Below are 20255 nucleotides of genomic sequence, written 5' to 3'. Positions count from 1 at the left end.
GCCGCTCATCCCGCGCTCCCCGGGCTCTGGTGCCACAGCTTTCTGCCGGTGGCGACGCCCTCGCCGGGCGGCTGGAGGTCCGACCAGGGGTTCATCTCGTACCCCGTCGGCAGCCGGACGCGGCGGCCCTCGCCGTCGGGCGCGTGGGTGTCGGCAGCGGGCCCTCCGGACGAGGAGCCGACGCCGGCCGAGGGCTTCCGGTCCGGGGATTCCTCGGTTCCGGGCTTCTCCGCCAGTCGGGCGGCGACCGCGTCGAGCCCGCCGGTGCGCCGCAGTTCGGCCAGTTCGGCCAGGTTCCAGGCGGCCGAACCGACCACGCTCAGGCTCCGCGGTCCGCGCCGCTGCACCACGCCGCGCACCAGCAGCAACCAGGAGTGGAAGACGGTGTGCGCGCAGGCCGCGTGGCTGTCGTCGAAGAAGGCCAGGTCGACCAGGCCGGTGCCGTCGTCCAGGGTGGTGAAGACGACCCGGCGGCCGGAGCGGACCGGCGGGGTCTGGGTGGCCGCCTTGGCCCCGGCGACCAGCACGGTCTGCCCGTGCCGCGCCTCGCGCAGCCGCTTGGCGGAGACCGCCCCGAGCTCCTTCAGGAAAGCGTGGTGATCCTCCATCAGGTGGTGGGAGACGTCCATGCTCAGGATGCCCAGCTCGGCGCTGAGGCGTTCGGCCTCGTTGAGGTCGGGCAGCCCGATCGGACCGGTCCGGTGGCCGCCTCCGAGCGGGAGCTGCTCACCGGCACCGGCACCGCCGGAACCGGCGCCCCGCCGGACGTGGCGCAGTTCGGACAGGTGCAGCAGCAGATCGCGCCGGTTGGCGCCGAACGCGTCCAACGCGCCCACCTGGGCCAGCCGTTCGGCGACCGGCCTGGTCGGCCTGGCCCGCTGCCAGAAGTCCAGCAACGAGGTATAGGGCTGTCCGGCCTCGATCCGGGCGACCTCGGCCCTGCTGATGCCATGGACGTCCGAGAGCGCGAGCCGCACCCCCCAGACCCCGGGGCCCTCCCCGGAGACCCCGGCCCCGTTCCCGGACGGGACCGCTGCCCCACCGTCAGACACCAGTTCGATTCGATGGGTGGCCGCCGAGCGGTTCACGTCCAGTCCCAGCACCGGCACTCCGCGCCGCCGCGCGTCCGCGAGCAGCAGCCGCTTCGGGTACATCCCCGGGTCATGGGTGAGCAGCCCGGCGTAGAAGGCCGCCGGGTGGTGCGCCTTGAGCCACGCCGACTGGTACGTCGGTACGGCGAAGGCGACCGCGTGCGCCTTGCAGAAGCCGTAACTGCCGAATGCCTCGATGATCTCCCAGGTGCGGGCGATCACCTCGATGTCGTACTTCCGTTCCGCCGCCCGCTGCGCGAACCACACCCTGATCCGGTCCTGCGAGTCGGGGTCGGACAGTCCGCGCCGCACCCGGTCGGCCTCGTCCCGTCCGCAGCCGGTCATGATGTCGAGCATCTCGATGACCTGCTCGTGGAAGACGACCACTCCGTACGTCTCGCGCAGCGGCCGCTCCAGATCGGGGTGCGGGTAACGGGCGGGCGCCCGGCCGTGCCGTGCCTCGATGAACGGCCGCACCATGTCGGCGGCGACCGGACCGGGCCGGAACAGCGAGATGTCGACCACCAGGTCGTGGAAGCCGGTGGGCTGGAGCCGACCGACGAGATCGCGCTGGCCCGGCGACTCGATCTGGAAGCAGCCCAGCGTCTCGGCGCTCCTGATCAGCCGGTACGTCTCCGGATCGCCCGGCGGCAGGGCGTCCAGGTCCACGGCCCGACCAGAGGCCCGCTCGACCTCGGCGACCGCGTGCGCCATCGCCGACTGCATCCGCACGCCCAGGACGTCGAGTTTGAGCAGCCCCAGGTCCTCCACGTCCTCCTTGTCGAACTGCGCCATCGGGAAGTGCTCCCCGCTCGTGGGCACGACGGGCACCCGGTGCGGCAGGGAGGCGTCCGAGAGGAGCACCCCGCACGGATGCATGGCGATGCCGCGGGGCAGGGAGTCCAGCGCCTCGACCAGTTCCCAGAGCCGACCGTGGCGGCCCTTCTCCCGTGCCACGTCGCGCAGTTCGGGCAGTTCCGCCATGGCCGCGCGGGCGTCACGGGCCCGGATGTGCGGGAACGCCTTGGCGAGCCGGTCGGTCTCGGCCGGATCCATGGAGAGCGCGGCGCCGACGTCCCGGATGGCGTGGCGCACCCGGTAGGTCTCGGGCATGGCGACGGTCGCGACCCGTTCGGCGCCGAAGCGTCCGATGATCGCGCGGTACACGTCGAGCCGGCGGGCGGACTCGACGTCGATGTCGATGTCGGGCAGCACGGCGCGGCGCTTGGAGAGGAAGCGCTCCATCAGCAGCCCGTTCTCGACCGGGTCGGCGTGCGCGATCCCGAGGAGATGGTTGACGAGGGAGCCCGCGCCGGATCCCCGGGCGGCCACTCGTACATTCATCGCCCGTACGTCGTCGACGACTTGAGCGACCGTCAGGAAGTAGGAGGCGAAGCCGTGGTGGGCGATGATGTCCAGTTCCCGGTGCATCCGCTCCCAGTAGTCGCGCCTGCGGTCGTAGCCGCGCAGCACCATTCCGGCGGCGGCGCGGGAGGCCAGCACCCGCTGGGCGGTGCGGTGGGCGGCGCCGACGAGGTGCGGTTCGGGGAAGTGGACGGTGCCGAGGCCGAGGTCGCTCCGGGGGTCGACGACGCAGGCCTCGGCGGTGCGCCGGGTCTCCGCGAGCAGCCGCGCCCCGGCACCCTGGCCGAGACCGGCGGCGGAGGCGATCCGTTCGGCCGCCTCGGCCATCGCGCGGGCGCCCTTCAGCCAGCGCTCGCCGCTGTCCAACGGGGCGCGGCGGGGATCGACGGGCACCAGCAGGCGAGCCGCGTCGAGCACGTCGGCGACCGGCCCCTGCCCGGGATCGGCGTACCGGACGGCGTTGGTCAGCACGGCCCGCACCCCCTGCTCGGCGGCGAAGCCGACGGTACGGGCGGCGAGCCGCAGCGATCCGGGGCCGGTGCCCTCGCGCCCGTGGTGGACGGCTTCGAGGCGCAGGTCGTCGCCGTGGAGCTCCCGCCAGGCGGCGAGCAGCGCGGCGGCCCGGTCCGGACGGCCGGCGGCCAGCGCCCTGCCGACGTCGGAGGCGGGGCCGAGCAGTACGACGAGCCCTTCGCCGGGCAGCGCGGACCGGTCGAGCAGGGGCTGCCCCGGCCTCGCGCCCGTCCTCACACCCGCGCGCGCACCGGAAGCAGCTCCGGCCCCGGCGTGCGCGGCGCCCGCGGCACGGATGTGCGCGGGTCCCGTACCGGCGTGCGCGGCGCCCGTACCCCCTGCGCGAGCGGGCCCGGTAGCGGCGTACGCGGCGTCTCCGGCTCCGGCGTACACGCCCCCGGCCCCGGCGTGCGCGGCGGTGACGAGGCGGCACAGTTCCGCCCATCCCCGCGCGCCGTCCCGGGCGAGGAAGGTGACCCGGGGGGCCGATTCGTCGACAAAGGCACCACCCCGGGCGGGGGTCCGCAGCTGATGCGCACCCCCGCCCTCTCTCGTATGCTCCGCCCTCACGGTCCCCGTCGCGGCCCCCACCGCGAGCTCCGTCCCGAAGATCGGCCGCACCCCGGCCCGCTCGCACGCCTTGGCGAAACGGACCGTTCCCGCGAGCGTGTCGCGGTCGGTCAGCGCGAGCGCGCCCATCCCCCGCTCCGCGGCGCGCTCCACCAGGCGCTCCGGGTGCGAAGCCCCGTACCGCAGCGAGAACCCGGAAACGGTACGCAGATGCGTGAACCCGGGCATCCGCACCTCCTGGACCGATCCGTACTCACCACCCCCCTCGCCTCCACCATAAACCACTTTTCGAACATTCGTACGACAACCGAGGGACACGCGAGCGGCGACAGGGCACACCCGCACCCACATCCGTGTACCGTTCAACCGTTTGGCCTACTTTTCCTGTACTAACAGCCGATACCCCGGATTGTGAGGACATGACTTTCGTCGACGAGGTGAAGAACGCCGTCACTCCACGAGCCGCAGTGCTCGTCATCGGTGTACTCGCACTGCAACTCCTGTTCATCGCCTCCTACGTCGGGGCCCTGCACAAACCGAAGCCGACGGAGATCCCCTTCGGGGTCGTCGCTCCCCAGCAGATGTCCGCACAGCTCCTGACCGAGCTGAAGAACCTCCCGGGCGGCCCGCTGGACCCCCGTGCGGTCGCCGACGAGGCCACCGCCCGCGAGCGGATCATGAACCGTGAGATCGACGGCGCCCTGATCGTCGACCCCACCGGCACCACCGACACCGTCCTCGTCGCCTCCGGCGGCGGCACCGCCATGGCCGACACCCTGACCAAGACCCTCACCAAGGTGGAGCAGGCCCAGCAGCGCACGGTGCGGTCCGTGGACCTGGCCCCCGCCTCCGACCAGGACTTCAACGGGATCTCGTCCTTCTACCTGGTGGTGGGCTGGTGCGTGGGCGGCTATCTCTGCGCCTCGATCCTGGCGATCAGCGCCGGCGCCAAACCCGCCAACCGGCGGCGCGCGCTGATCCGGACCGGCGTCATGGCGCTCTACTCCGTCCTGGGCGGAATCGGCGGCGCGCTCATCATCGGCCCGATTCTCGGCGCCCTGCCCGGAAGCTTCTGGGGCCTGTCGGGGCTGGGAGCGCTGACCGTCTTCGCGGTCGGCATGCTCACCCTCGCCCTCCAGGCCCTCACCGGCATCGTCGGCATCGGCCTGGCCGTCCTGATCGTGGTGATCGCGGGCAATCCGAGCGCCGGCGGCGCCTTCCCACTGCCGATGCTCCCGGACTTCTGGCGGGCGATCGGCCCCGCGCTGCCGCCCGGAGCCGGTACCTGGGTGGCCCGCTCGATCGCCTACTTCAAGGGCAACGCGATCACCGGGCCGCTGCTGGTGCTGTCCGCCTGGGCGGCGGTGGGCACCCTCGTCACCTTCCTGATCGCCATGCGCCGCACCCCGCAGGACATCGCCGACGCCCCGCCGCCGTTCGGCTCGGTGGTCGAGGACTGATCCGCACACTGCGCCCGCCGCTCGCCGAGCCCGCGCCCCGGAGTACTGTCCGCTTGTTCGGATCAGGCCCTGGGGCAAGGGGCCGCACGTGGGAGGGGTGTGTCATGAGTGGTACGGGGTCGGCGGACGGTACATGGAGGCCGAGCGACGCGGAGGGCGGGGAGCTCTCGGGCCGGTGGTGGACGTGGGCCCTGTCCGCCCCCGACGACCGCAGCCCGGTCAAGGACACGACGGGCGAGTACGCCGACTGGAACCAGCCGGACGACCTCTGGTTCCTGGCGGGCACGTACGGCGGCCGCGTCGTGCGGCGTTGCGCGGTCCCCTCGGACCGGCCGCTGTTCTTCCCCGTACTCAACATGCAGCACCCCAGGTCGTACTCCAGGGTGCCCCTGTCCATGGCCGTCGTGGAGGCCACCGCGTCGCTGAACGGCGTTCCACTGCCGCTGCGCGAGTTCACCGCGTCGTTCAGGACGGAGTCGACCCAGCGCTACACGTGGGGCCTCTGGGGAGGCGTCGCACCCCTGCTCCCCGGACAGTACGTGCTGGAGATCAGGGCCAGGGCCAAGAACGGTTTCTGGGTCGACACGACGTACCACCTGGAGTCGACGCCCACCGCCTGACCCCGGACGCCCCACGGACGGCCCGGCGGCCGGGCCGTTGCTCACCTCTCCGCGCCGATATTCGTACACCCGGCCGATGAGCGCATTTTGTCTCATTCACGCCACTGGTATCACGCGAAGTCACTAGCGTTGATCAGCGTGTGGGGCCGCACATCCCGCACGTACGGCTTCTGGCGGGTAGTTGGGGTTTCACGACGGGGAGAGGCAGTCCATGCACGCGGCGAAGAGGAACAAGCGGGTCACGTCCTGGCATCTGATCGGCGCCCAGTTGGCGACATTCCGCAAGGCTGCACGGTTGACGCAGTCGGCGCTGGCCGATCGGTGCTGTGTGGGCGAGGAGACGATCGCATCGATCGAGCAGGGGCGCAGGCCACTGCAGGCCGATTTCGCGGTCCAGCTCGACGAACTCCTGGAAACCAAGGGGGTGTTGCAGGTCGGGGTGGCGAAGGTACCGAAGAAGGAGCGCTTCCCGGTATTCGTCCAGGACTTCATCGACTACGAACAGGACGCGGTGACGCTGCTCTCGTACCAGAACCAGGTCGTCCCTGGACAGTTGCAGACCCCGGAGTACGCACGCGCGGTCTTCGCCTCGCTCTATCCGCCACTGGAGGAGGAACAGATCAAACAACGGGTCACAGCGCGGATCGACCGGCAGAAGATCTTCGATCGGAAGCCCAGGCCGATGGCCAACTTCCTGCTGGAGGAGAGCATCCTGCACCGCCCGATCGGTGGTCGCCATGTGCTCCGCGAACAGCTTCTGCACCTCCGGCGATGCGCCGAACTTCCCTTCCTGGGACTGCAGATCATGCCGATCGACCGCGAGGTGCATGCCGCCCTGGACGGCCCGATGGTGCTGCTGGAAACTCCCGACCACGATCAGATGGCCTATATCGAGGGGCAGCGCGTCAGCTTCCTGGTCGACGACCTCGACGAGGTCAGTGTCTTCCATCAGAAATATGGGATGCTGCGCTCTCAGGCGCTCTCTCCCGAGCAGAGCATGCGCCTCCTGGACAACTTGCTTGGAGAGTCATGACTCGCGCAGCACACCCCGACCACAGCACCGCGCCCACCTGGTTCAAGTCCAGTTACAGCGCCAGTGAAGGCGGCAACTGCATCGAGATCGCCTACGAATGGCGCAAGTCCAGCCACAGTGGCAGCGAAGGCGGCGATTGCGTCGAGGTCGCTGCCCACCCCGCTGCCGTCCACATCCGTGACTCCAAGGTCATCGGCGGCCCCATGCTCACCGTCGCACCCACCGCCTGGACCGCGTTCCTCGCCACCACTGTCTGACGGCGCCCCTCGAAAGAGACATGAGCATGGAGCAGGTAACCGAGAACGCTGACGAGCTGCACTGGTTCAAGAGCAGCTACAGCGGATCCGACGGCGGCGACTGCGTAGAGGTGGCCGTCGATCACAGCACCGTGTGCGTACGGGACTCGAAGGCGGCGGACGCCGGACCCGTGCTCCGGATCGAACGGGGCGAATGGGCGGCATTCGTCACGTTCGCCCGCGGGTAGCCCGGCGAGGCACCGGCAATACGGCGAACGCGCTCCCCAAGACTTCCCTCGTTTCCCAACACGCCGTCCCGGTAAGGGCTCTGATGAGCCATCATCAATTCGGGGCGGGAAGCCGGGCACGCCGTGCCCGCACCACACGGAGGAGGCACGGAGTGCGAAGTCGGGTGCACGCGGAGGACGGGCGGCATCTGATGGTGGAGCGCCTGGGTGATCCGCACGGCAGACCGGTCTTCCTGCTGCACGGGATGCCTGGCAGCAGGCTCGGTCCGGCCCCGCGCGGCATGGTGCTGTATCAGCGCAAGACACAACTGATCGCCTACGACCGGCCGGGCTACGGGAGCTCGGACCGGCTGCCGGGCCGCTGCGTCGCCGATGCCGTGCAGGACGTACGGGCCATCGCGGACCACCTCGGGCTCGAACGGTTCGCCGTGGTGGGCCGGTCCGGGGGCGCTCCGCACGCGCTGGCCTGTGCCGCGCTGATGCCCGAGCGGGTGACCCGTACCGCCGCGCTGGTCGGGCTGGCCCCCTGGGGCGCCGACGGGCTCGACTGGTTCGAGGGGATGGCCGCGTCCAACGTGCTGGCGTACTCCACCGCGGCGACCGATCCCGACGGGCTCGCGGAGTCGTTCATCTCACGGTCCGCGGTGATCAGGAAGAACCCGGTCCGGCTCATCGACGACCTGCGCCGGGAGTTGACCGACTCCGACCGGATGGTGGTCAACGACGCCGGGGTCCGCAGCATGCTGCTGCGCAACTACCGTGAGGCGCTGCGCACTTCGGCGTGGGGATGGATCGACGACGCGATCGCGTTCAGCCGGCCGTGGGGTTTCGATCCCGCCGACATCCCCGGTCCGGTGATGCTGTGGCATGGCGAGAAGGACGTGTTCACGCCGGTGGGCCACTCCCGCTGGCTGGCCGAGCGCATCCCGAACTCGACCGTCGTGGTGGAACCGGCCGCCGCGCACTTCGACGCCCTGCACGCCCTGCCCCGGATCCTCAACTGGCTGCTGGAGCCGGTCACGGATTGAGGGCGGAGCCCCGGGGGTGTCCGACGGTCGCCGGACACCCCCGACGCTCACACCTGCATCGGTTCCAGCTCGCGTTCGAACCGGCGCTCGTCCCGCGCGATCCGGGTCATCGGATGGTCCTCGCCGAGCTGCCGGGCCAGCTCGTCGCCCGTCTCCGCCCGCAGGAGCGCCGCCTCTTCCGCGCGCCCCATCGCGTCGAGCGTGACCGCCATGTTCGACATCATGGCCAGCGTCTCCGGGTGGTGCGCCCCGAGGACCTGCCTGAGCTGTCCGGTGAGCCTCCGCTCGGTCTTCAGCACGATCTCCAGATCGCCCTGTTCGGCCGTCGCGTTGGCGAGGTTCATGACGCAGAACAGGGTGTTGGGGTGCTCCTGTCCGTACACCCCCCGCATCGCCGCGACCACCCGCGTCAGCACCTGCTCCGACTCCTCCACCGCGCCGACCCCCAGGTGATAGACGGCGAGGTTGTTCAGCGCGGCCAGGGTGTACGGGTGCTTCTCCCCCGGCACCTTCATGTACTGGTCGACGACCTGCTGCGCGGTCTCCCTGGCCTCGGTGGTCTCGCCGGCCGCGTACAGGTCGGCCGCCAGGTTGAGGTCGCAGGCGAGCCATTCCGGGTTGGCGGCCGTGTACTTGGCCCGGTAGCGGGCGAGGGTGGCCACCGTGAGCCGGCGGGCGTCCTCCAGTCTGCCCGCCCTGCGCAGCGAGACCGCCAGGCTCTTCGCCGCGCTCAGCGTGCCGGGGAAGGCGCGCCCGAGCGTGGCCTTGTAGCTGTCGTACGTGCGGCTGAGGATGTTGACGGAGTCCTCGTACCGCCCGACGTCGCGCAGATCACGCGCCAGGTTCATGGCCGAGGACAGACTGTAGGGATGCTCCGCCCCCAGTACCTCGACCCTCCGGTCGAAGACGTCCTGGTCGATCTCCCGGGCCCGGGCGTACTGTCCGATGGACCGCAGGGTGAACGCCAGGTTGTTCGCCGCCGCCAGGGTCCTGGGGTGCGATTCGTGGAAGATCTGGTTGAACCCCTCGGTGGCCTCGGTCGCCAGCTCGATCGCCCTGGTGTACTCGCCGAGCGTGCCCAGGTCCGTCGCCAGGCTGCTGGTGCTCATGTACGTGTGCGGATGCTCCGGGCCCAGGACCTCCTGCTGCACCGAGAGGGTGATCTCGTCCAGCTCCCGCGCCTCCACGTAACGGCCGCGCGAGCGGTAGATGTTGGCGAGGTGGAAGCACAGGTAGAGGTACTGGATGTCCCGCTCGCCCAGGGTCTCCTGCCAGATGGCGCGCAGCTCCTCGCAGAGCGCTCCCGCCGTCCTGAATTCGCCGCGCTTCCAGAGGTAGCGGACCCGGTCGATCAGCAGCCTGCGGGCTTCGGGCTCCTTGCAGTTGCGGGCGTCGGAGGGGGCGAGGTGCGGCCAGATGGTCGCGAACTGCGGCCAGGTCGAGGGGTTGTCGATGGGTTCGTCGTCATCGGGCCGGGCACCCGCGAGGATGCGGTGGACGGCGTGCCGGGCGTCCCGCTGCTCCTCCTCGCTGAGCTGTGCCCGGATGACGGCCTGGACGAGACGGTGCACCTGGATGGAGTTGGACACCTGGTCGACCTTGGCGAGGGCGAACCGGCCGATCTCCCGGATGACCCGGCCCAGCACCAGCTTCTCCTGGAGCGCGGCATCGTACGGCTTCAGTGCCTCGATCATCTCCTTGCTGTAGAGGAGATTGCCCGAGATCGGCTCCGGGGCGAAGAAGGCGCAGAGCTGGAGCAGCCGCACCGCGGCGGGCGAGCGCTCCTTGAGCCGTTCGATGGAGATGTTCCAGGTCGCGGCGACCGGCTGCGGGTAACCGTCCGGCTGGTTGAGCGCCAGGACCTCGGGGGCCTGCTGGGCCAGCTGTTCCAGATACGTGTCGATCGGGGTGGCGGTCTCGGCGATCCACGCCGCCGCCTGCTCGACGGCGAGCGGCAGGTCACCGACCGCGGTGGCCACCTGGTCGGCGTCCTCGGCACTCAGTCCCGGCGCCCGGCGCTGGAGGTGCTCGATGGACTCCTCGCGCAGGAACACGTCGACGGGCAGCGCGTCGCCGTGCTGCGACCACGACTGGTTCCGCGAGGTGACCAGGATGTGCCCGGAGCCGCCCTGCGGGAAGTACCGCCTGAGCCGCTCGGGGTCGTCGGCGTTGTCGAAGACCAGCAGCCAGCGCTCGGTGGGCACACCGCGCCGCAGCAGGTCCACCGCCTCCCGGGAGGCGGCTGCCATGTCGTCGCCGCCCTGGGCGCCGATCTGCACGGCCAGCTCCGCGAGCGAGGCCACCACGTCGTCGATCTGCTCCGACGATATCCACCAGACCAGGTCGTAGTCGGCCATGAAGCGGTGCACGTACTCCAGGGCCACCTGGGTCTTGCCGACGCCGCCGAGGCCGTACAGCGTCTGCGGCTGGGGCAGGACGACGGCCATGCCGCCGCCGAGCTGGTCGCGCATCCGCTCCAGGACCGTGGAGCGGCCGGTGAAGCCGGGGTTGCGCGGCGGCGCGTTCCAGATCCTGGGGACGGTGCCGGGGAAGCGCGGTCCGGGTGCCACCCCGTCGGTGAGCTGCACCGGACGGTCCAGGGCACGCAGCAGGGCGGCGGTGGCGTGCACCTCGTCCAGCCGGAAGAGGTCGACCGGGTTGCGGTCGAGGTACTGGGCGGTCAGCCGTACGTCCCCGACCCTGAACGACAGCAGCTGGCGCCGGCCGCCGCCGGGGTCCTCCGCCACGGTCCTCTCCCAGAACCTCACCGCGCGCTGCGACTTGAGGTACGCGTTGGACAGCAGCACGACGGTACGGGTCGCGGTCTCCGCGGAGTACGCGGATTCGGGGGTCTCCCGCTCGGCCGACACGTCGCGCGGCACGACCCGGAACCCGGCCCGGGTGAGCACGGACTCGACCCAGTCGGCCCACATCCGGTTCTCCGCCACGTAGTTGAGGAAGAGATCGGCGGGCAGGGCCGGCCTGCGCCGGGTGAACGCGTCCCGGATGCGCAGCCGCACCTCCTCGGCGACCGGCGGCATAGAGGTGATCCGGCGGTCGGTGATGACGGCGGTGAGCCGTTCGAAGGCGGAGAGCAGCGAGTTGGTGAGGCCGGCCTCGTCGCCGAAGGTGGCGAGGGTCTCCTCGTACGCGTAGTAGGGGCGGTAGGGGATCTCCACCGCGCCCCAATAGGCGGTGAGTTCGTCCCCGGACAGATCGCGCGGCAGCCGGTCGAACTTCAGCCGGGCCAGGGCCCGTCCGGCGTCGGCCTTCTCCTTCTCGCCCTCGTCGATGCGCATCGGTACGGGATAGATGGCGATGGGGCGGCCGGTGTAGCGCTCGGAGATCTGCCGGGCGACGGAGGCGGCGCCGTCGATGGACTGGTCGCTGAGGGTGAAGCAGTCGACGAGGACGTCGGGCAGGTGGACGGTGCAGATGTCGGCGATGTCGCTGAGGCCGGTCCGGCTGTCGATGAGGACGTAGTCGTAGTTGGCCTTCATGTCGTCGCGCAGGGCGTCGAAGAAGTGGCCGCCGCCGAGCCGGTCGTAGAAGTTGTCCCAGTCGAAGGTGGAGACGGTCGCGGAGTACTCGCGGTTCTGGCGCCCCGCGGAGACGAAGTCGAGGGTGCCTCCGTGCGGGAACTCCCAGCCGAGCGACTCGGGCGCGAGGGACACCGCGTGCGGCTGGATGCGGGCGTAGTCGCGGTGCCAGTCGTCGGCACGCTGGGCGGGACTGGTCGCGGCCCACGCGTACTCGGTGATCAGGTCGATGACGCCGGTGGTGGCGCCGAGTGTCGAGGGATCGAGGAACGGGTGGAAGAACCGGTGGAGCCCGGGTGCCTCCAGGTCCCAGTCGACGGCCAGTACCCGTTGTCCGTTGGCGGCGAGTATCCAGGCGGTGTTGGCCAGGGCCATGGTGCGCCCGGTGCCGCCCTTGTACGAGTAGAAGGTGACGATGCGCCCGTCACGACCGGCCGTCATCCGTGTCCTCCGCATCCGTCGCAGGGTCGTGTGTCTCGGGAATGTGGTTCGTCTGCGCCATCGGCCCCATCAAGCGTGTCCGTTCGGTCTGTCCGCCACCGGCGGCGGGCGGGTAGACCGCCGCGTGCCGCAGGTACTGCTGGGCCGCCACCTCCACCACCTGCGGCAGGATCTGCCCGAACGCCTCCATGCTGGGTACGCCCTTGGCGGCGGCCCGGCAGAAGGCCCGGCCCTGGCGCATCTTGGTCGGCATGGTCCGTTCGAGCTTCTCGGTCAGTTCCGCCTCGGCCTCCCGGCTCTCCTGGTCCTCCCGGTTCCACGGCACGACCATCGTCACCCAGGGACGGTTCTCGGCGTCGAAGGCGGCGAGCCGCCTGCGCCGGTCCTCGTCCTGGAGGGCCCAGCGGTCGACGAGCAGGATCTCCGGCCGGCTGGGCGCCTGCTTGCCCTCCGGGTGCCCGGACTCCTCGTCGAACGAGGAGATGGTGGCCTGGTAGTTGAGGGAACGCACCAGGTCCTCGGCGACATAGGCCAGGGGGCGCACCGCGGACGGGTGGTAGGGGTTCCAGTCCTGCGGGATGTCGCCGTAGTAGTCGGCACTGCGCCCCTCGGGCAGGTCGTGCCGGGTGGGCGCCGCTATGGTCACCTGCATCGGACGGGGGGCGACCGTGCTGTTGGGCGGGCCGAAGGCGCTGGGGGCCATGCGATAGTCCACGGGGCGCCCGGTGCCGAGCCGAATGGTGTCCGCCACGTTGACTATGCGCTTGGCGAGTTCGTACACCGCGCGCTCGTACTCCTCGGCGAAAAGCCGGAGTTTGATGAGCCCGTACAGCCCGTCGCTGACGTAACGGTCGCCGAAATCGCGGTGGTTGAACTGCAACCGCTCGGCAGGGCCCGGGAGTTGACTCGGCGGCACCGGAACCCAGAGCGCCGGGACGATCGCTTCGGCGCGCTGGTTGGAGCGCGCTCGATGGTGAATGGCGCGCTGCGCGAAGGCGTACCACTCCTTGCCGCACATCTCGCTGGCGAAATAGCGCGGCGAGAACAGCGGAACGAACACCCGGCAGGTGGCGAGGACTTCGCCCAGTCGCTCCGACCAGCCCTCACCGGCGCCTATCTCCCGGTCGATGAACCCGGCGGACGCGCCGGCGGGCAGATCGGTCATGGCCATCACATGGCCGCAGAGATCCTGGAAGAGCCGCTCGACCCACATGTCGGGGTCGGTTCCACGGCCGTACCCCGGTGTATGGGCATAGCTCAAGAAGAAGTACGGCCGATGGTCCGCCGCTCGCTGTTGCGTTGTTGCGTGCACACGACCCCCGTCCTGTGTGAGCACCCGCATCCGAGGAGAGAGATGAATGCGAGCGAATTCATCATTCCGGAGCGGACGTTGCTCCACCCCCATGGCGTTCGGTCATTCAACGCCGGTTTCCGGTCATAGGTTCCCGGATTCATTCGATCTTTTCCTTGATCGAATTCGATCTGCGACCCTTTCTCCCACTTGTCCCGTGTGTACCGGCGTTGCTCAGGCGTCCCGACCCAAACGGAATATCGACTTCGAATTCCCTCAGATCTCTTTTCGCATCAGATCCAACAGCCGTTTCCCGTGAACGGTCAGTTCGGCGGCTCCCTCCAACGTGTCAAGTGCCTCCGGTACGCCTTCCAGCCATCGTGACCCGAAGGCCCCCAATGCGATCCGTTCATAGGTGTCGGACAGCAACCGGGAAAATGGAACGGGCTCTTCCTGCCAGGGCATTCGATGGTCCCAGGAGCCGTCTGCCGCGTAAAGATCCGTGACATCGCGAAGCGCCCGCAATTCGGCTCGCCGGAAACCACGGAGCAGTCCGGACGCCAGCTCCTCGGGGCCGCCGTCCACGGGGATCCCGAGAGCGCCCTGTCCGTGCCGTCCGACGGAGCACTCCGTCGGACCCAGCCCGGTCAGCGGGGTGAGGGTGGTGAGGAAGCCCGCCATCTCCCGGACGCGTCCGGGCGCCTTCGACCCGATCACCGCCCACGCCTCGTCGATCCTGGCCGCCAGGGCGGCGGCGGCACGGTCGTCGAGCGCGGGCGCGGCGGGGGCGGGGAAGCAGTCGCGGAACGGGTCGAGGTCGTCGAGCACCAGGCCGGGAACGGACGCGGACACCGGGCCGGGCGCCGCCGACCGGCGCAGCGGCCGCCATGCGGGCGCCGCCTCCCGCAGCAGCACGACGTCCGTACCGGCCGCACCGGCCCCCTCGCGCCGCACGACGAAGCCGTCCCCGGTAACCCGCACCAGGGCCGTGCCGCACTCCCCCGCGGCCCCGACCCGCGCCTCGCCGAGGCCGGGCAGGAAGAGACGGCCGTCCGAGAACCTCACCCGCACGGGCAGATCCAGTCCGCCCCGCACGACGGCCGACGCGAGGTACGCCGGGAGCCGTCGCGCCACCCGTACGGCCCCGCGGCGCTCGTGGACCAGCTCCAGCGCGTGGAGCAGCCAGCTACGGGTGTACGGCAGGGCCAGCACCTCGTCCAGGCCGCGGGCGCCCTCCTCGGACTCCTCCACGGCGGCGGCCAGCTCCCAGGCCCTCGCCCACTCCTCGCCTCCGCGCCGCCCGATGTCGGCGTTCAACCGGGCGAGGAGGGTGCGGGTGAGGTCCTGCTGGGCGGCGGCCCGCTCGACGGTGTCGGTCACCGCGGGCGCGACGAGGGACTCCGCCGTGCGCGCCTCGATGCCGCGCACCAGGGCTTCCAGATCGGCGCAGTACACGGACGGGTTGTCGAAGGCGCCGTCCGGCCCCGCGGGATCGTAGCGATGGGTGTAGAGACCGCCTCCGCACGACCGCACGACCGGGCAGCGCCGGCAGGTCTCGCCGACTCCGGCCAGCCCGAGCTGGCGGGCCCGTACCCCGGGATGGGCGGCCACCTCGTCGAAGGTGTGGCCGAAGACGTCGAATCCGGTGGCGGCCGCGCCCTCGTAGGCGCTCTTGAGCGAGTCGACCTGTTCCAGTCGGCCGTCGGTCTCCACCACGACGAGGTCGGTGGGGGCGAGCCCCAGGGACTCGGTGAGGCTGGGCCCCCCGCTCAGGGTGGAGAACACCGAGGAGAACATGCGCACCGGTGCCGGACGCCCCCGCTCCTCCCAGCGGTCGAATACCGCGAGGAGCCAGTCGGCGTAGGCCGTGGGCGATCCGTCCGGGCGGAGCGGCGGCTGGTCCCATGTGGCATGCGGCAGCAGGAAGTCGATGAGCGGCGGTTCGAGTTCGACGAGCGCGTCCAGGACCGCGTGCGGGTCGTTGCGGATGTCGACGGTGCACAGCAGGCCGAGGTTGAGGTGGCGGTAGCGCTCCTGCCGCAGCAGTTCGACGGCCTTGAGGACCAGGGGGTGGCTGCTGCGTCCGTCGGCGTAGCGGCGGTGCCGGTCGTTGGCGGCGCGGTCGCCGTCGAGGGAGATGCCGACCCTGACGCCGAACTCGTCGAAGAGGTCGAGATAACGCGGGCTGAGCTGGATCCCGTTGGTGTGGATGCGGAGGTCGAGTTCCGCGACGCCCTCGAAGGCGGAGGTGAGCGCTTCGCAGACGCGGCGCAATCGGGCGGGGCCCGCCAGTAGGGGCTCCCCTCCGTGCAGGATCACTGACACGGAGGGCAACGCATGCGCTGAGGCATGCTCGGCCAGGCGCTGAGCTGTCCGGAAGATGACTTCGTCAGAGATTGTTCTGGGGCGGGTACGCCAACTCTGATCTGCATGTTCGTAGACGTAGCAATGGTCGCACGCAAGATCGCACCTGCTGTGCACTTTGAGCACGAATTCGCGGAATGGGACCAGGGGTCCTGTCATTCCCTCAGTCTAGCCAGCATGCGGCGCGAATCAGAGCGCGGAACTGAAGGTGGACGCCTGGGTGTGGCGGTCTGCGGGGGCCGAGAACACACGGCCGAGCTTCCGGTTGGCTTCTGCGCCGCGGGTGTCGATCTCGGCGAGCGACATGCGGCCCTTCTTCGCGACAGCGAAGGCACGAGGGGATTCTGAGGTCTTCACGGCCATCCTTGAGGGGTGTGTTCCGGATCATGAACAAAGCAGCCGGTTTCCGCATCATCACAGTGCCCGGCGAAACGACTTTACTCCCCTCAACGGGCTTGGCAACTGCGGAGATCCACTCGTCACACGAGTGGCATACAGAACGCATCAGGCGTCACGGGCAGCACCCACGCGGACGCCCGCGACCGGGAGAAACGCGCCGGTGGAAGAGGTGCGCGCGGGGCCCGCGCGTCCGGGCTCGGCGACCGTCGTACCACCGGTCGCGCCGACGGCCGGCGGGGAGTGCCTTCGCACGGTGGGCGGCTCCCCGTCACAGCGGGCGGGGCGTGCCGTCGGCCGGCGGGGGTTCGGTCGCCCGTACGCCCTTCATGCAGTCCATGACCCGCTCGTGGGTGTCGCCCACGACGTCCGTGATCCTGGCGCGCACGTACACGGACTCGACCCGGCCGACGAAGTTCTCCGAGAACGCCCCCACCAGCACGGTCTCGTGGCTTCCTGCCCCCACGAGGGGGAACCCCGCCCCGAAGTCAATGAGCCGGAAGTCCTCACCGGCCACCAGGCCGGCCCCCGCCAGCTCGTCGCAGGCGGCGGGGACGCTGCCCCACGGCGCGTCCGGGAGGTCCCGCTCGCCCCTCATCACCACCCTGCAGTCCCAGGATTCGACGACGGCGAGGTGCTGGCCGCCGTTCATGACCCCGACCCGCCACGCGGGCACGTCCCGCGTGATCTCACCGGTCACCCAGGCGGCCCGCCAGCCCAGGTACGGCCGCACCGTGCGGGCGTACTGCGCGCGGGCCAGCACGGCTCCCGCCGCGACGGCGAGCAGGCTGCCCAGCGCCTCCCCGTCGAGGAGTTGCAGACGCCACGGCCACTCGGTCCGCGCCCCGGCCGACACGTTGGCCCGGACGGTCTCCCAGACGAGCACGGCGATCAGCAGGAGGAGAAGGGCCATCGGCACGGCGAAGAGCAAGGGGCTCCTGCGGATCCGCCGCTGGGCGTCGGACCCCGGATCCGCGCCCTGACGGCCTGCCTGACTCATCCTCGACTCCTCCCCCGCGACGACGGAATCCGAGAGGTGCACCAGCGGTAACTGGCCTTAAAATATTGTCAGTTGGCCGAGCTTCCCACAACGCTTACGACCTGGGGAGCGATAGGGAGTGGATAGGGAGCGTCGTCATGCGGCTCCGATTGCGAGGCGGAGGAGGGAGTCGATGCGGCGCATCGACAACCGACGAAAACGCCGCAAGCGGAGTCGCAGGGCGGCGCGAGCCCGCTCCCTATCGGTCCCCAGGTCGTAAGGGAACACAGAGGGTGCGGCGGGCGGGAACGGGGCGCGGCGGGGACCGGAATCGGCCGGGCGGGACCGAAAACAGCCGTTGGCGCGGTCGGGACGTTGCCGCGTCCGGTGACGCCACCTACCCTCATGCCTCCACCACCGCAGAACGCCTCCATCACCTCAGACGGGGAGTGAACATGACGGCGATTCCCGGACCGCTCCAGAGCATGGTGTTCAGGAACGCTGACCTGCCGGAGCTCTTCCACCACACGGACGCGATCGCCGTCGCGAGCCAGCGGGAGGCGGTGAACACCACCCGCGTCCAGCTGATCCTGCTGGTCCTGGGCACGGTGCCGGCGGCCCTGCCCTGGCGCGCCGAGCTGGGCGGCACCTTCCAACTCGTCGACGTCATCGGCGTGCTGGCCTACACGGGCGTGCTGATCACGACCTACCTCGCCACCCGGCGCAGGGCGAAGTCGCAATGGCAGCTCAACCGCTCGGCCGCGGAGTTCATCAAGTCGATGTGCTGGCGCTACTCGGTGCACGGCGCCCCCTTCGACACCAGTACGCCGCATCCCGAGGCGGTGTTCGCGAACCGTCTCGAGGAGGGGCTTCAGGAGCTGTGCAAGGTGGGCTGGACCGATCCCCGCGACCTGACGGCGGATTCGGGCGGTCTGATCACCGATTCCATGCGGGAGTTGCGGAACAAGGCGTTCACCGTGCGCAAGGAGACGTACGTGCGCGACCGGCTGATCGAGCAGCGCACCTGGTACCGCAGGCGCCAGGAGGTGTCGCGCCGGGCCACCCTGCTCTGGTCGAGCACGATCGCCGTACTGACCGCGCTGGCCCTTCTGTTCGCCCTGTTGCGGACGTTCTCCGTCATGCAGTCCTTCGCCCTGACCGGGGTCCTGTCGGCCGCCGCCGCGGCCTGTCTGGCGTGGGCCGAGATCCGCCGCCACCACCCGCTGATCTCGGCCCACTCGCTGGTGGAGCAGGACCTGGAGTCGATGCAGGTGGCGATGGAGACGACGCTGACCGAGCGGCAGTGGCCGCGTGCCGTGTTCGAGACCGAGCGCATCGTCTCCCCCCAGCACACCGACTGGCTGGCCCGCCACCAGATGTGACGGTACGTCAGATGAATCACGCGCGAGGGCGTGGACCGCGGTCAGCCGCGCTCCACGCCTTCGCGCCAGATCACGGTGACCGGGCGGCCCAGGCGGCGGGCGTACGTCACGATGTCGCCGGTGCCGCCGAGGCCGCGGGCCGGCCTGCCGTCCCACACGGCGAGCAGCCGGTCGCAGTGGTCGGCGATGTACGCGCCCGCCGCGTAGTACGCCTCGTCGGTGGAGTGCGGGAAGTCCAGCCGGACCTCGCGGGCCGCGCGGTTCTTGAGGGCCCGGTAACGGGCGAGTTCGGCCGCGTCGGCGAAGGAGGACTCGTAATCACCGCTGGGAACGACCACGGTCAGTTCGGCGCCGCGGGCCAGGGCGAGGTCGGCGAAGATCTGGTCCGCCCCCACCGCCAGGCTGGAGAGCGCCTCCAGGGAGCCCTCCAGGCCGCGCAGGACCGTCTGGATGCCCGCCAGCACATGCGCGTGCGCCTCCTGCGGAATGCTGCGATGACCGGTCACTCCGATGCGATTCACGGATCCGCAACCCCCTGGGGTGTCTGCCGGGGGTTCCCGGAGGACACCCTCCGGCAGGCACAGCATCCGCCCCCGTTTGCTCCTGCATGACCGACCTGCCCCACATCCTCTCAAAAGGCGCGGGGTGAGCGGGAGCCCCCGCCCAGCATTCGGGCAGGGGCTCCCTCTCTCTTCAGGGTGTCGCCGAGCAGATGCCGTACTCGCCTTCGCGGGACGAACGCGAGCACCAGGGGGTGCGCGGAGGCGCGGCGGGGTCAGTAGACGCTGACCCCGTACGCGCTGAGCGCCTCGGTGACCGGCTGGAAGTACGTGGTACCGCCGGAGGAGCAGTTGCCGCTGCCCCCGGAGGTGAGGCCGATCGCCTTGGAACCGGAGTAGAGCGGACCGCCGGAGTCACCGGGCTCCGCGCACACATTGGTCTTGATCATGCCGTACACGATGTCCCCGTTGCCGTAGTTCACCGTGGCGTTGAGACCCGTGACGGAGCCGCTGTGGGTGCCCGTGGTGGAGCCGCGGCGGGTGACGGACATGCCCACCGTGGCGTCGGCCGCGCCGGTGATGTCGACACTGCCGACGGTGCCGTCGTGCGGGACGGAGGTGTTGTCGTAGCGCACGAGGCCGTAGTCGTTGGTCGGGAAGCTGGAGCCGACCGTCGGGCCGATGCTGGTGGTCTGCGAGGAGCTGGTGTACCAGGGCGGGTTGCCGTCGGTGCAGTGACCGGCGGTCAGGAAGTAGTACGTGCTGCCGCTGCGGACGTTGAAGCCGAGCGAGCAGCGCCAGCCGGGGGCGTAGATCGCGTCGCCGCCGGAGAGCAGCTTGGTGAGCTTCCCGGGGGTGCGTTCGATGCGCAGGGCGTCCGCGTTCGCCCCGGCGGACTGCTTGATCCGCTTGATCTCGGCCTGTGAGACCGTGCTGTCCGCGGAGACCACCACGGTGCCGGACTTCGGGTCGACGCTCCAGGCGGTGCCCGCCACGTCGGCTTCGAGCACGGCGTCGCTCGCGGCGGCGAGCCGGGCGGCGCCGGATGTGGTGGCGGAGTCGGCCTGGGCGCTGGGGACCGTCAGGGCCGCGAGGGCGACGAGGCCCGCTGCGACGGCGACGGCCCGGCCGCGTCTGACGATGTCGCCGTGGGGGGTTGTGCGCTTGATCCTCACTTTTCGTTCCTCCCGAGGGAAGTC

Annotated in this window: 15 protein-coding genes; 7 read left to right on the top strand and 8 right to left on the bottom strand. The window is 70.4% G+C overall.

Going from position 1 to position 20255, the window contains the following annotated elements; translation table 11 throughout:
• Positions 1-5: 5 nt before the first annotated feature.
• Entirely contained in the window at positions 6-3767 is a 3762-nt protein-coding gene (gene dnaE, locus AB0E67_RS23970; protein WP_362030316.1) for a DNA polymerase III subunit alpha, read from the bottom strand.
• Between the two features lie 191 nt (positions 3768-3958).
• On the opposite strand from dnaE, the gene AB0E67_RS23965 reads away from it, so the two are divergent.
• The 6 genes from AB0E67_RS23965 (at position 3959) to AB0E67_RS23940 (ending at position 8164) form a co-directional block, all read left to right on the top strand.
• Positions 3959-4999 (top strand): DUF3533 domain-containing protein, encoded by a 1041-nt coding sequence (locus AB0E67_RS23965; protein WP_360108093.1) that lies wholly within the window; start codon positions 3959-3961, stop codon positions 4997-4999.
• A 104-nt stretch (positions 5000-5103) separates the two neighbouring features.
• Positions 5104-5619 (top strand): hypothetical protein, encoded by a 516-nt coding sequence (locus tag AB0E67_RS23960; RefSeq protein WP_362030313.1) that lies wholly within the window; start codon positions 5104-5106, stop codon positions 5617-5619.
• Positions 5620-5830: 211 nt separating this feature from the next.
• Positions 5831-6652: a helix-turn-helix transcriptional regulator gene (locus AB0E67_RS23955; RefSeq protein ID WP_362030310.1), complete on the top strand. Its 822-nt coding sequence runs from the start codon at positions 5831-5833 to the stop codon at positions 6650-6652.
• Positions 6649-6909 (top strand): DUF397 domain-containing protein, encoded by a 261-nt coding sequence (locus tag AB0E67_RS23950; protein WP_362030307.1) that lies wholly within the window; start codon positions 6649-6651, stop codon positions 6907-6909. The genes AB0E67_RS23955 and AB0E67_RS23950 overlap by 4 nt, the downstream gene beginning before the upstream one ends.
• Positions 6910-6929: 20 nt before the next feature.
• The gene (locus AB0E67_RS23945) at positions 6930-7136 is read left to right on the top strand and encodes a DUF397 domain-containing protein (RefSeq protein ID WP_362030304.1); all 207 of its coding nucleotides are present in this window, start codon (positions 6930-6932) and stop codon (positions 7134-7136) included.
• A gap of 152 nt (positions 7137-7288) precedes the next feature.
• Positions 7289-8164, top strand: a complete 876-nt coding sequence (locus AB0E67_RS23940) for an alpha/beta fold hydrolase (protein WP_360108108.1) — start codon at positions 7289-7291, stop codon at positions 8162-8164.
• A gap of 47 nt (positions 8165-8211) precedes the next feature.
• On the opposite strand, the gene fxsT is transcribed toward AB0E67_RS23940, so the two are convergent.
• From fxsT to AB0E67_RS23915, 5 genes are all read right to left on the bottom strand, one after another.
• The gene (fxsT, locus tag AB0E67_RS23935) at positions 8212-12144 is read right to left on the bottom strand and encodes an FxSxx-COOH system tetratricopeptide repeat protein (protein WP_362030301.1); all 3933 of its coding nucleotides are present in this window, start codon (positions 12142-12144) and stop codon (positions 8212-8214) included.
• Positions 12128-13486: an FxsC protein gene (gene fsxC, locus AB0E67_RS23930; protein ID WP_362030298.1), complete on the bottom strand. Its 1359-nt coding sequence runs from the start codon at positions 13484-13486 to the stop codon at positions 12128-12130. Before fsxC ends, fxsT begins: the two co-directional genes overlap by 17 nt.
• 225 nt (positions 13487-13711) lie before the next feature.
• The gene (gene fxsB, locus AB0E67_RS23925) at positions 13712-15958 is read right to left on the bottom strand and encodes a radical SAM/SPASM protein FxsB, inactivated metallohydrolase extension form (RefSeq protein ID WP_362030295.1); all 2247 of its coding nucleotides are present in this window, start codon (positions 15956-15958) and stop codon (positions 13712-13714) included.
• Positions 15959-15988: 30 nt separating this feature from the next.
• Positions 15989-16162, bottom strand: a complete 174-nt coding sequence (fxsA, locus tag AB0E67_RS23920) for an FxSxx-COOH cyclophane-containing RiPP peptide (protein ID WP_351523354.1) — start codon at positions 16160-16162, stop codon at positions 15989-15991.
• A 304-nt stretch (positions 16163-16466) separates the two neighbouring features.
• On the bottom strand, positions 16467-17195 hold the full coding sequence (locus AB0E67_RS23915; RefSeq protein WP_362030293.1) for a hypothetical protein: 729 nt from the start codon (positions 17193-17195) through the stop codon (positions 16467-16469).
• Positions 17196-17659: 464 nt separating this feature from the next.
• Here AB0E67_RS23915 and AB0E67_RS23910 point away from each other — a divergent pair, with 464 nt between their 5' ends.
• Positions 17660-18556, top strand: a complete 897-nt coding sequence (locus AB0E67_RS23910) for a DUF4231 domain-containing protein (protein WP_362030463.1) — start codon at positions 17660-17662, stop codon at positions 18554-18556.
• Positions 18557-18597: 41 nt separating this feature from the next.
• On the opposite strand, the gene AB0E67_RS23905 is transcribed toward AB0E67_RS23910, so the two are convergent.
• On the bottom strand, positions 18598-19077 hold the full coding sequence (locus tag AB0E67_RS23905) for a hypothetical protein (protein ID WP_073791630.1): 480 nt from the start codon (positions 19075-19077) through the stop codon (positions 18598-18600).
• A 254-nt stretch (positions 19078-19331) separates the two neighbouring features.
• A complete protein-coding gene (locus AB0E67_RS23900; RefSeq protein WP_362030290.1) occupies positions 19332-20231 on the bottom strand; it encodes a S1 family peptidase in 900 nt (299 codons plus the stop codon).
• Between the last annotated feature and the right edge of the window lie 24 nt (positions 20232-20255).

The organism is Streptomyces sp. NPDC032161, from assembly GCF_040636995.1.
GTDB lineage: Bacteria > Actinomycetota > Actinomycetes > Streptomycetales > Streptomycetaceae > Streptomyces.
Note: the sequence above shows the minus strand (reverse complement) of the source record. Positions and strands in the feature narration are given on the sequence as shown.

What these genes read in the sequence shown, in the direction of transcription:
- dnaE (WP_362030316.1), bottom strand. Translation starts at nt 3,767, where the DNA reads ATGCCCGGGTTCACGCATCTGCGTACCGTTTCCGGGTTCTCGCTGCGG.
- AB0E67_RS23965 (WP_360108093.1), top strand. Translation starts at nt 3,959, where the DNA reads ATGACTTTCGTCGACGAGGTGAAGAACGCCGTCACTCCACGAGCCGCA.
- AB0E67_RS23960 (WP_362030313.1), top strand. Translation starts at nt 5,104, where the DNA reads ATGAGTGGTACGGGGTCGGCGGACGGTACATGGAGGCCGAGCGACGCG.
- AB0E67_RS23955 (WP_362030310.1), top strand. Translation starts at nt 5,831, where the DNA reads ATGCACGCGGCGAAGAGGAACAAGCGGGTCACGTCCTGGCATCTGATC.
- AB0E67_RS23950 (WP_362030307.1), top strand. Translation starts at nt 6,649, where the DNA reads ATGACTCGCGCAGCACACCCCGACCACAGCACCGCGCCCACCTGGTTC.
- AB0E67_RS23945 (WP_362030304.1), top strand. Translation starts at nt 6,930, where the DNA reads ATGAGCATGGAGCAGGTAACCGAGAACGCTGACGAGCTGCACTGGTTC.
- fxsT (WP_362030301.1), bottom strand. Translation starts at nt 12,144, where the DNA reads ATGACGGCCGGTCGTGACGGGCGCATCGTCACCTTCTACTCGTACAAG.
- fsxC (WP_362030298.1), bottom strand. Translation starts at nt 13,486, where the DNA reads ATGCGGGTGCTCACACAGGACGGGGGTCGTGTGCACGCAACAACGCAA.
- fxsB (WP_362030295.1), bottom strand. Translation starts at nt 15,958, where the DNA reads ATGACAGGACCCCTGGTCCCATTCCGCGAATTCGTGCTCAAAGTGCAC.
- fxsA (WP_351523354.1), bottom strand. Translation starts at nt 16,162, where the DNA reads ATGGCCGTGAAGACCTCAGAATCCCCTCGTGCCTTCGCTGTCGCGAAG.
- AB0E67_RS23915 (WP_362030293.1), bottom strand. Translation starts at nt 17,195, where the DNA reads ATGAGTCAGGCAGGCCGTCAGGGCGCGGATCCGGGGTCCGACGCCCAG.
- AB0E67_RS23910 (WP_362030463.1), top strand. Translation starts at nt 17,660, where the DNA reads ATGGTGTTCAGGAACGCTGACCTGCCGGAGCTCTTCCACCACACGGAC.